3 protein-coding genes, 1 tRNA gene and 2 rRNA genes (1 of these 6 cut by a window edge) are annotated in these 11860 nt (G+C 65.9%); 5 read left to right on the top strand and 1 reads right to left on the bottom strand.

Features of this window, described 5'->3' with window-relative positions; all coding sequences use genetic code 11:
* From ACQEVY_RS12565 to ACQEVY_RS12550, 4 genes are all read left to right on the top strand, one after another.
* A 23S ribosomal RNA gene (locus tag ACQEVY_RS12565) occupies window positions 1-1952 on the top strand (it extends 1172 nt beyond the left edge of the window).
* Window positions 1953-2043: 91 nt separating this feature from the next.
* Window positions 2044-2160 (top strand): 5S ribosomal RNA (gene rrf / locus ACQEVY_RS12560).
* Window positions 2161-2274: 114 nt separating this feature from the next.
* Window positions 2275-2937: a DegT/DnrJ/EryC1/StrS family aminotransferase gene (locus ACQEVY_RS12555; RefSeq protein ID WP_432955188.1), complete on the top strand. Its 663-nt coding sequence runs from the start codon at window positions 2275-2277 to the stop codon at window positions 2935-2937.
* Between the two features lie 91 nt (window positions 2938-3028).
* A tRNA-Thr gene (locus tag ACQEVY_RS12550) sits at window positions 3029-3101 on the top strand.
* Between the two features lie 67 nt (window positions 3102-3168).
* On the opposite strand, the gene ACQEVY_RS12545 is transcribed toward ACQEVY_RS12550, so the two are convergent.
* Complete coding sequence (locus ACQEVY_RS12545) at window positions 3169-5919, bottom strand: SpoIIE family protein phosphatase (RefSeq protein ID WP_432947836.1); 2751 nt, start codon at window positions 5917-5919, stop codon at window positions 3169-3171.
* Between the two features lie 301 nt (window positions 5920-6220).
* On the opposite strand from ACQEVY_RS12545, the gene ACQEVY_RS12540 reads away from it, so the two are divergent.
* The gene (locus tag ACQEVY_RS12540; protein WP_432947834.1) at window positions 6221-11710 is read left to right on the top strand and encodes a HAMP domain-containing protein; all 5490 of its coding nucleotides are present in this window, start codon (window positions 6221-6223) and stop codon (window positions 11708-11710) included.
* The last annotated feature ends 150 nt before the right edge of the window (window positions 11711-11860 follow it).

Below are 11860 nucleotides of genomic sequence, written 5' to 3'. Positions count from 1 at the left end.
AAGCAGCCACCCTTGAAAGAGTGCGTAATAGCTCACTGGTCAAGTGATTCCGCGCCGACAATGTAGCGGGGCTCAAGCGTACCGCCGAAGTCGTGTCATTGCAGCATGAGGGCCAACGCCCGCTGTGATGGGTAGGGGAGCGTCGTGTGCCGGGTGAAGCAGCCGCGGAAGCGAGTTGTGGACGGTTCACGAGTGAGAATGCAGGCATGAGTAGCGATTCACACGTGGGAAACGTGTGCGCCGATTGACTAAGGGTTCCTGGGTCAAGCTGATCTGCCCAGGGTAAGTCGGGACCTAAGGCGAGGCCGACAGGCGTAGTCGATGGAGAACCGGTTGATATTCCGGTACCCGCTGTGAAGCGTCAAACATCGAATCCAGTGATGCTAAGCCCGTGAAGCCGCCCTGATCTCTTCGGAGTTGAGGGGAGTGGTGGAGCCGGTGACCCGATCTGGTAGTAGGTGAGTGATGGGGTGACGCAGGAAGGTAGTCCAGCCCGGGCGGTGGTTGTCCCGGGGTAAGGGTGTAGGACGGTGTGCAGGCAAATCCGCGCACCATTGAGTCTGAGACCTGATGCCGAGCCGATTGTGGTGAAGTGGATGATCCTATGCTGTCGAGAAAAGCCTCTAGCGAGTTTTATGGCGGCCCGTACCCTAAACCGACTCAGGTGGTCAGGTAGAGAATACCGAGGCGTTCGGGTGAACTATGGTTAAGGAACTCGGCAAAATGCCCCCGTAACTTCGGGAGAAGGGGGGCCATTCTTGGTGATCCGTTTTACACGGTGAGCTGGGGGTGGCCGCAGAGACCAGCGAGAAGCGACTGTTTACTAAAAACACAGGTCCGTGCGAAGCCGTAAGGCGAGGTATACGGACTGACGCCTGCCCGGTGCTGGAACGTTAAGGGGACCGGTTAGTCTAGTTTCGACTAGGCGAAGCTGAGAACTTAAGCGCCAGTAAACGGCGGTGGTAACTATAACCATCCTAAGGTAGCGAAATTCCTTGTCGGGTAAGTTCCGACCTGCACGAATGGCGTAACGACTTCTCGACTGTCTCAACCATAGGCCCGGTGAAATTGCACTACGAGTAAAGATGCTCGTTTCGCGCAGCAGGACGGAAAGACCCCGGGACCTTTACTACAGTTTGATATTGGTGTTCGGTTCGGCTTGTGTAGGATAGCTGGGAGACTGTGAACTTGCCACGCCAGTGGTGGGGGAGTCGTCGTTGAAATACCAGTCTGGTCGTGCTGGATGTCTAACCCGGGTCCGTGATCCGGATCGGGGACAGTGTCTGATGGGTAGTTTAACTGGGGCGGTTGCCTCCTAAAGAGTAACGGAGGCGCCCAAAGGTTCCCTCAGCCTGGTTGGCAATCAGGTGGTGAGTGTAAGTGCACAAGGGAGCTTGACTGTGAGACCGACGGGTCGAGCAGGGACGAAAGTCGGGACTAGTGATCCGGCGGTGGCTTGTGGAAGCGCCGTCGCTCAACGGATAAAAGGTACCCCGGGGATAACAGGCTGATCTTCCCCAAGAGTCCATATCGACGGGATGGTTTGGCACCTCGATGTCGGCTCGTCGCATCCTGGGGCTGGAGTCGGTCCCAAGGGTTGGGCTGTTCGCCCATTAAAGCGGTACGCGAGCTGGGTTTAGAACGTCGTGAGACAGTTCGGTCCCTATCCGCTGTGCGCGTAGGAGTCTTGAGAAGGGCTGTCCCTAGTACGAGAGGACCGGGACGGACGAACCTCTGGTGTGCCAGTTGTTCTGCCAAGGGCATGGCTGGTTGGCTACGTTCGGGAGGGATAACCGCTGAAAGCATCTAAGCGGGAAGCCTGCTTCGAGATGAGGACTCCCACCCCCTAGAGGGGTTAAGGCTCCCAGGAGACTACTGGGTTGATAGGCCAGATCTGGAAGCCCGGTAACGGGTGGAGGTGACTGGTACTAATAGGCCGAGGGCTTGTCCTCAGATGCTCGCGTCCACTGTGTTGGTTCTGAAACCACGAACAACCCCTGTCCTGGGCCACAGGACGGTTGCCGGTTGTGTGTTTCATAGTGTTTCGGTGGTCATAGCGTGAGGGAAACGCCCGGTTACATTCCGAACCCGGAAGCTAAGCCTTACAGCGCCGATGGTACTGCAGGGGGGACCCTGTGGGAGAGTAGGACACCGCCGAACAAATATTGAAAGAGCTGGTCCCCGAACTTCGGTTTGGGGACCAGCTCTTTTTTGTTGTGCGTTACTTCGTGTTCACGTTGCGAGATAAGCATCCCGAGCATGGGGACTGTGGGAATGCTCAGGGCCGCGGGCGTCGGACTTGGTGACGAGGTCATCGTGCCGGCGTTCGGGAACGTCGAGGTCGCCGAGGCCGTGAGCCTGACCGGTGCGATGCCGGTGTTCGCCGACATCGACCCGGCCACGTACTGCCTCGATGCCGCAGCCGTAGATGCCGTCGTCGGACCGCGGACGGTGGCCGTCGTCGCCGTACATCGCTTCGGTCGGTCTGCTGATCTCGCGGGGCTGCGGCGGATTGGGCAGCGGCACGGTCTCCTGGTGCTGGAGCAGAGCGAGTCGAAGGCGCCGTACGACGAGGTCGGGCAGCGCAGGGCTCATGCCGCGTATCTGGACAGGCGGTTGAGCGGGGTGCGGACGCCCGAGGGCGGCATCGGGCATACGTATCAACAGTACGTCGTGCGGGTGCCGGGCAATGGGCGGCCGGACCGGGACGCCTTCGCACGGGCCGTGCGGGCCAGGGGAGTTGAGTGCTGGGTTCCGGTGAAGACTCCTGTGCACCGCATGCCGGGGTTCCGGCGGGACGTGTATCTGCCGGAGACCGAGCGCGCCTCCGACGAGACGCTGGCGCTGCCCGTGGACGCTGCTTTGACGAGGCGTGAGATGCATCGGATTGTGTCGGCTTGCAATGCGCTCGGTGGGTTGCTGCAGCCTGCTTTCTAGTCGAGCAGGGAGTCGAACACGGTTGGGAGCACTCTGCTGTTCGGGGTATGATCTATGCCGTCGCCGCGCGGAAAATCCGAACGCGTGACGGGCCCCTATAGCTCAGTCGGTAGAGCGTCTCCATGGTAAGGAGAAGGTCAACGGTTCGATTCCGTTTGGGGGCTCTGACAGCAAAGGCCTCCGTCCGATTCGGGCGGAGGCCTTTTTCGTATGCCGTATACCAGGACTTGATCAGTCCTTGTGGAGGCCCGGAACGCGCATGGCCAGGATGGCCATGTCGTCTGACGGGGCGTCGGAGGCGAAGCGTTCTACCGCGCGCATGATGCGGGCGGCGACCGCGCCGGCGGTCAGGCCCGTGCAGGTGGTGAGGACGTCCGTGAGGCCGTCGTCGCCCAACATGCGGGTGCCTTCGCGGCGTTCGGTGACGCCGTCCGTCACGCACAGGAGGACGTCGCCGGGATCGAGCGTCACCGTCTGCTCGTACAGTTCGAGATCGTCCATGACGCCGAGGAGGGGCTGCGGTTCGGCGGCCGGTTCGACTGTGCCGTCCTGGCGCAGGCGCAGGGGGAGCGGATGGCCGGCGCAGACGATCTTCAGTACGGCGCTGCCGTCGTCCTGGGGCCACAGCTCGCCGTACAGGAGCGTCAGGAAGCGGCTGCGGGCTCCCTCGTCGAGGATGGCGGAGTTGAGGCGCTCCAGGACGGCCGGGCCGCCGAAGCCCTCGCGGGCGAGGAGACGGAGGGCGTGGCGGGCGAGGCCTGTGACCGCGGCCGCCTCCGGGCCCGTACCGCAGACATCGCCGATGGCGAAGCCGTACGCGCCGTCGCGGATCGGGAAGACATCGTAGAAGTCACCGCCGACTTCGTTGCCCTCGCCCGCCGCGCGGTAGATGACCTCGACCTCCACGCCCTCGATGACCGGGAGTTCGGGCGGCAGGAGGCTGCGCTGGAGGGACTGGCTGATGGCCATGCGCTCGGAGTACAGACGGGCGTTGTCCAGAGCCAGGGCGGCCCTTCGGGAGAGGTCCTCGGCGAGTTCCAGGATCTCCTGGCGGAAGTGTTCGTCGGTCGGCTTGCCGAGCGTCAGCATGCCGATGACGCGGTTGCGGGCCACCAGGGGGAGTACGACCGTTTCGCCGCCCACTGCCGAGGCCGTGGCGAGGGTCGTGCCGATGCCGGAGCTGACCGTCGCGGGCTCTCCGCGGCCAAGGCTGCGCATGGAGGTGCGCAGGGCCGCCTCGTGGGCCGCCTCGGCGGGGGCCGACCAGACGCGGGCGCCCGGGGTCGGGACCGGGTCCGGCGGGGAGATCTTGGAGAGGAGTGCCTTGAGGCCGTCGATGCGCTCCTCGTCCTCATGCAGGACGTACGAGAGATACGGGTCCGAGGCCTGGTCGGCAATCGTGTAGACGGCACACCAGGTGGCCAGGGTCGGGACCGTCATCTGTGCCATGAGGGCCAGCGTCTGATCGCGGTCCAGGGTGCCCGCGAGGAGATCGGAGGCCTCTACGAGGAAGGACAGGGAGCCGCGGCGCAGGCGCTCCAGCTCGCCCAGGCGGGCCGATTCGACGGCGAGCGCGATGCGGTCGGCGGCGAACTGGAGACGCAGGGCCTCTTCGTTCGAATACCGCGCGGGGGACTCGGCCGCGACGCCGAGCGAGCCCGTGAGGCGGCCCTCGACCTTCAGCGGGACCGTGACGACGGAACGCATGCCCGTGCCGCTCAGCAGCGGGACGGCGCCAGGAACGGCCGTGAGGTCGTCGTGGACGGCCGGCATCCTGGCCGAGCCGTACCGGCCGGGGCCCGCCTCCACGGGGACGCGAGCGAAGCGCTGGCGGGCGGAGGGGAGCCCGGTGGAGGCGCGTACCTCCAGCTCGGTCTCGTCGTCGGTGGCCAGGAGGAGGAAGGCGGAGTCGCCGTCGAGCATGTCGCGGGCGCGCTCCACGGTGCGCTGGAGGAGGCCGTCGAGGTCGTCCGGGGCCGGGGAGCCGATGAACACCTCGAAGGGGTCGGTTGCCTGGCCGCCTTCGGAGAGTGTCGCCGAGTCGGCGGAGGGTACGCGCAGGGGAGTCTGAAGGACGGCGCGCTCGTGATCCCGTACGAGGAGACAGACCGTGGAGGGCTCGCCGCCGGTGTCGCGGACGCGCAGATGCGAGGCGTACACGGGTGTCACGCGGCCGTTGGCGTCGCGGATGCCGTAGCTGCCCTCCCAGCGCGAGAGCTGGAGTGCCTCGGCGATGCCGGTGCTGGTGCCGGGGGTGTGCGGCCAGGCCGCGAGGTCGGTGAGCGGCTTGCCGATGACCTGCTCGGCGGCGTACCCGAAGAGCTCCTCCGCGTCTTCGCTCCAGGCGGAGATGGCGCCGGTGCGGTCGATCTGGACGACGGCGACGCGTACGCGGCCGTCGGCGAGGGGCAGGAGGTCGGCCGGGAGCGCGGGGCCGGCGGCGCGGGTGCCCACGGGGCGGTCCGGGAGGTCGAGTTGGAACCAGACCTGCTTGTGGGTGGGCGTGTACTCGACTCCCCAGCCGGCGGCCAGGGCGGCGCACAATTGGAGGCCGCGGCCGCCCTCGCGGTCGGGGCTGCCCATGTTGACGGCCGTCGCCTGGAGTGGAATCTCCCGCTCCGGGTAGCGGTCCGCTACTTCGATGCGTACGCCGTCCTCGGTGCGCAGGCACAGGACATCGGCGGACGTGCCCGCATGTACGACGGCGTTGGTGACGAGTTCGCTGGTGAGGACCACGGCGTCGTCGACGATGTCACCGAAACCCCAGCCCTGGAGGGTGTCACGGACAAAGGACCGAGCGGTTGCGACGGACCGTCCGACGGGGTCGAAGCTGGCGGCCGCGCGAGCGGTGATCACAGCACTCCTTGTCCGGGTCTCTTCGGGCAGGGCCTCGTGGCCGACTCGCCCCTGCCGCGGCAGGTTGCCGTTGCCTGTCTGTCCGGGATCCTGTGGCTGTCCCCCAGGATGCACTCCGGTGGTCATGGTGAGGCCGCCCCTCCGATGCCTGCCCGCTCGTGCTCGTGCCACCGCCCAGGCCGGTCGGACCGGCGTGGCTGGACAGCCGCATGCAAGGTTACTTACCTTCGCCGTCCATGCGGATGCCGGTCACCACAGTGTTTCCGTCCGGGAGGGTGTGTGCGGACCATGTGCGAAGCTGCCGAACTGTTATGGCCTGGTTCAGGCACGGTGAAACACTGGGCAAGCTTCAAGAGATGGTGCAAACACGCAGTGCACTACCCGAACACCCCGAGCAGTAGTGGTCGACCCTTGCGGGAGGGACACAGTGGAGTCTGGCGCAGCGACGCGGGGCAACAAAGCGCGCGCGAAAGGCGGACAGTCCCTGAGTAACCAGCGCAAACCGCGCAACGGAACCACCGAGGTGGACACCGCTGCGCTGAACAGACTGCTCGCGGCTCTGGAGTCGATGCGGGACGGGAACTTCCGTAAGCGGCTGACCGTGTCCGGCGACGGCGTTATGTCCGAAATCGCGGCGGTCTTCAATGAGGTTGCCGACCGTAATCTGCATCTGACGGGCGAACTGTCGCGCGTACGGCGCATGGTCGGCCGTGAGGGAAAGCTCACGGAGCGCCTGGAGGCGGGCGTCTGCGAGGGCTCCTGGGCCTCGGCGATCGACGCGTCCAACGCGCTGGTCGACGACCTCGTACGCCCCGTCTCCGAGGTCGGCCGGGTGCTGTCCGCGGTGGCCGACGGTGATCTGTCGCCGCGTATGGAACTGCGGACGCAGGCCCCGGACGGCAGTGGGCATCCGCTGCGCGGGGAGTTTCTGAAGGTCGGGCGCACGGTCAACAACCTGGTCGACCAGCTGTCCATCTTCACCGACGAGGTCACGCGTGTGGCCAGTGAGGTCGGCACGGAGGGCAAGCTGGGCGGGCAGGCCAAGGTGCGCGGGATGTCCGGTTCGTGGAAGGACCTCACGGATTCGGTCAACACGATGGCGTACCGGCTGACGGCTCAGGTGCGTGACATCGCGCTGGTGACGACGGCGGTCGCCAAGGGGGACTTGTCCCGGAAGGTCACGGTTCATGTGGCCGGCGAGATGCTGGAGCTCAAGAACACCGTCAACACGATGGTCGACCAGCTGTCCTCGTTCTCCTCCGAGGTGACGCGAGTCGCGCGTGAGGTCGGCACGGAGGGCGAGCTCGGCGGGCAGGCGCAGGTGCCCGGTGTGGCCGGTGTGTGGAAGGACCTCACCGATTCGGTGAATCTTATGGCCGGCAATCTGACGGCCCAGGTCCGCGGGATCGCGCAGGTGACGACGGCGGTCGCCAACGGTGACCTGTCGCAGAAGGTGACGGTTTCGGCGCGCGGTGAGATGGCGCAGCTCGCCGAGACGATCAACCAGATGACCGAGACGCTGCGTACGTTCGCGGATGAGGTCACGCGTGTCGCCAACGAGGTCGGCGGTGAGGGGCGGCTCGGCGGGCAGGCGAATGTGCCGGGTGCGGCGGGAACGTGGAAGGACCTCACCGACTCGGTGAACACGGTCTTCCGGAACCTCACAACTCAGGTGCGGGACATCGCCGCGGTGACGACGGCCGTGGCCAACGGTGACCTGTCGCAGAAGGTCAGCGTCGAGGTCGCCGGCGAGATGCTGGAGCTGAAGAACACCGTCAACACGATGGTCGACCAGTTGTCGTCCTTCGGTGCCGAAGTGACGCGAGTGGCGCGGGAGATCGGCGTCGAGGGTGAGCTGGGCGGTCAGGCGGCGGTGCCGGGCGCGGCCGGTACGTGGAAGGACCTGACGGACTCCGTCAACACGGCGTTCCGGAATCTCACCGGACAGGTGAGGAACATTGCGCAGGTGACGACGGCGGTGGCCAACGGCGACCTGTCGCAGAAGGTCACGGTGGACGTCTCCGGCGAGATGCTCCAGCTGAAGAACACCGTGAACACGATGGTGGACCAGCTCTCCGCGTTCGGCGCCGAGGTCACGCGTGTGGCCCGGGACGTGGGCACCGAGGGTCGGCTGGGCGGCCAGGCCCGCGTGGACGGCGTCTCCGGCACGTGGAAGGAACTCACGGACTCCGTCAACTTCATGGCGGGCAACCTCACCTCGCAGGTGAGGCAGATCGCTCAGGTGACGACGGCGGTGGCGCGCGGTGACCTGTCGCAGAAGATCGATGTGGATGCGCGCGGGGAGATCCTGGAGCTGAAGAACACCCTCAACACGATGGTGGACCAGCTCTCCGCGTTCGCCGACCAGGTGACCCGGGTGGCCCGCGAGGTGGGTACGGAGGGCCGGCTGGGCGGTCAGGCGCAGGTGCCCGGCGTCGCCGGTGTGTGGCGCGACCTGACCGACTCCGTGAACGGTATGGCCGGCAACCTCACCGCCCAGGTCCGCAATATCGCCCAGGTCGCGACGGCGGTGGCGCGGGGTGACCTGTCGCAGAAGATCGATGTGGATGCGCGCGGGGAGATCCTGGAGCTGAAGAACACCCTCAACACGATGGTGGACCAGCTCTCGAACTTCGCCGAGCAGGTGACGCGGGTGGCCCGTGAGGTGGGCACGGAGGGCATCCTCGGCGGTCAGGCCGAGGTACAGGGTGTCTCCGGGACCTGGAAGGACCTCACGCAGTCCGTCAACTTCATGGCGAACAACCTCACCATTCAGGTGCGGAACATCGCCGAGGTGACCACGGCGGTCGCCAACGGCGACCTCTCCAAGAAGATCACCGTCGACGCGAAGGGCGAGATCCTCGCCCTGGTGACCACCGTGAACACGATGGTGGACCAGCTGTCCAACTTCGCCGAGCAGGTGACCCGGGTGGCCCGCGAGGTGGGCACGGACGGCAATCTCGGCGGACAGGCGCGGGTGCCGGGCGTCACGGGTATCTGGAAGGACCTGAGCGACAACGTCAACGTGATGGCGGCCAACCTCACCAACCAGGTGCGGAACATCTCGCAGGTTGCGACGGCGGTGGCCAACGGCGACCTCACCAAGAAGGTCACCGTCGAGGCGAGCGGCGAGGTCGCTCAGCTCGCGGACACGGTGAACACGATGGTGCGGACGCTGAGTTCGTTCGCGGACCAGGTGACGCGGGTGGCCCGTGAGGTGGGCACGGACGGCATCCTGGGCGGTCAGGCGCACGTCCCGGGCGTCGCCGGCACGTGGAAGGACCTCACCGAGTCCGTGAACGGCATGGCGTCCAACCTGACGGGGCAGGTGCGCAACATCGCGATGGTCACCACGGCCATCGCCAAGGGCGACCTGACCAAGAAGATCGACATCGACGCGCGCGGCGAGATCCTGGAACTCAAGACCACCATCAACACGATGGTCGACCAGCTCTCGTCCTTCGCAGAAGAGGTCACCCGCGTCGCCCGCGAGGTGGGCACCGAGGGGCAGTTGGGCGGTCAGGCGCGCGTACGCGACGTCGACGGCACCTGGCGCGACCTGACCGAGTCGGTGAACGAGATGGCCGGGAACCTGACCCGGCAGGTACGGGCCATCGCGCGCGTGGCGACCGCGGTGACCCGTGGCGACCTCAACCTGAAGATCGACGTGGACGCCTCCGGCGAGATCCAGGAACTTCAGGACTACATCAACAAGATGATCGCCAACCTGCGCGACACCACCATCGCCAACGAGGAACAGGACTGGCTGAAGGGCAACCTGGCCCGTATCTCCGGTCTGATGCAGGGCCGCCGCGACCTCGCCGACGTGGCCTCGCTCATCATGAGCGAGCTGACTCCGGTGGTCTCGGCGCAGCACGGTGCGTTCTTCCTGGCGATGCCGCTGGACGACGGCAAGGACGTGGGCGCCGCGGGCGACGACTCGTACGAACTGCGCATGCTCGGGCACTACGGCTACTCCATGGGGTCCATGCCGACGTCGTTCCGGCCCGGAGAGACGCTGATCGGGACGGCTGCCAAGGAGAGGCGGACGATCCTCGTCGACAATGTGCCGCCCGGGTACCTGAAGATCGCCTCCGGGCTCGGTGAGGCACCTCCGGCGCATGTCATCGTGCTGCCGGTGCTCTTCGAAGGGACCGTTCTGGGAGTGATCGAGCTGGCGTCGTTCCAGCCGTTCACACAGATCCAGAAGGACTTCCTCAACCAGATCGCCGAGATGATCGCGACGAGCGTCAACACGATCGCCGTCAACACCAAGACCGAGGTGTTGCTCAAGCAGTCGCAGGAGCTGACCGAGCAACTCAGGGAGCGGTCGGCCGAGTTGGAGAACCGGCAGAAGGCCCTCCAGGCGTCCAACGCCGAACTGGAGGAGAAGGCCGAGCTGCTGGCCCGGCAGAACCGCGACATCGAGGTCAAGAACACCGAGATCGAGGAGGCGCGGCAGGTCCTGGAGGAGCGCGCCGAGCAACTCGCGGTCTCCATGCGCTACAAGAGCGAATTCCTCGCCAACATGTCGCATGAGCTGCGTACGCCGCTCAACTCGCTGCTCATCCTCGCCAAGCTGCTCGCCGACAACGCGGACTCCAACCTCACCCCGAAGCAGGTCGAGTTCGCCGAGACGATCCACGGAGCTGGCTCCGACCTGCTCCAGTTGATCAATGACATCCTCGACCTGTCCAAGGTCGAGGCGGGCAAGATGGACGTATCGCCGACGCGTATCGCGCTGGTCCAACTCGTCGACTACGTAGAGGCCACTTTCCGTCCGCTGACGGCAGAGAAGGGCCTCGATTTCTCCGTACGGGTCTCTCCGGAACTGCCCGCCACGCTGCACACGGACGAGCAGCGGCTCCTCCAGGTGCTGCGCAACCTGCTGTCCAACGCGGTGAAGTTCACCGACTCCGGAGCGGTCGAACTCGTCATCCGGCCAGCCGGCGCGGACGTGCCCGTCGCCATCCGGGAGCAGCTCCTGGAGGCGGGCTCGCTGCGGGACGCGGACGCCGATCTGATCGCGTTCTCCGTGACCGACACCGGCATCGGCATCGCGGCCAGCAAAATGCGGGTGATCTTCGAGGCGTTCAAGCAGGCGGACGGCACGACGAGCAGGAAGTACGGCGGTACGGGTCTGGGGCTGTCCATCTCGCGGGAGATCGCACGGCTGCTGGGCGGTGAGATCCACGCCCAGAGCGAGCCGGGACGGGGCTCCACGTTCACGCTGTATTTGCCGCTGCACGCGAGCGAACTGCCGCCCCAGGGCTACCCGCAGCTCGCGGCACCGGCGATGGACAACGGAGCGCTCGCGCTGCCCCCAGGGGCCGATGACGGGGCACCTGTGGAGACGCCCGCCGAGGTCAAGTCGTACCAGGAGACTCAGAACGGGGCGGCCGCGCTCTTCAGGCGGCGCCGCAGGTCGGTGCCCTCTGCCGGGCAGCGGCAGGCGCTGTCGGGGCAGCAGGGTCAGGCCCAGGAGCCCTGGACCACGCGCGATGAGGAGACGTCCGGCCGGACGAGGGACGTCTTCCACTTCGAGGGCGAGAAGGTGCTGATCGTCGACGACGACATCCGCAATGTGTTCGCGCTCACCAGCGTCCTGGAGCAGCACGGACTGTCGGTGCTGTATGCCGAGAACGGCCGAGAGGGCATCGAGGTCCTGGAGCAGCACGACGACCTCACGGTCGTCCTGATGGACATCATGATGCCCGAGATGGACGGGTACGCGACCACGACGGCGATCCGTCGGATGCCCCAGTTCGCCGGCCTGCCGATCATCGCTCTCACGGCGAAGGCGATGAAGGGCGACCGCGAGAAGGCGATCGAGTCGGGGGCTTCCGACTATGTGACGAAGCCGGTCGATCCCGATCATCTCCTTGAGGTGATGGACCGGTGGATGCGCCAGCGATGACCGGATCGGGTCCCCCTGTTCACGTGCACGGCGAACATGGGGGACCAGGGCACGCGGACCTGCTGACTGACCGTGCCCGAACCTGTGTAGAAACCCGGGATTCGGGGAACCTTCTGGTCTCCTGCCGCGTTTCTGCTACGTGCACAGTGA

It is taken from the genome of Streptomyces sp. CA-288835 (genome assembly GCF_050936385.1).
GTDB lineage: Bacteria > Actinomycetota > Actinomycetes > Streptomycetales > Streptomycetaceae > Streptomyces.
Note: the sequence above shows the minus strand (reverse complement) of the source record. Positions and strands in the feature narration are given on the sequence as shown.

Excerpts from the sequence above, each read along its gene's own strand:
- ACQEVY_RS12555 (WP_432955188.1), top strand. The coding sequence starts at position 2,275 with ATGCTCAGGGCCGCGGGCGTCGGACTTGGTGACGAGGTCATCGTGCCG.
- ACQEVY_RS12545 (WP_432947836.1), bottom strand. The coding sequence starts at position 5,919 with ATGACCACCGGAGTGCATCCTGGGGGACAGCCACAGGATCCCGGACAG.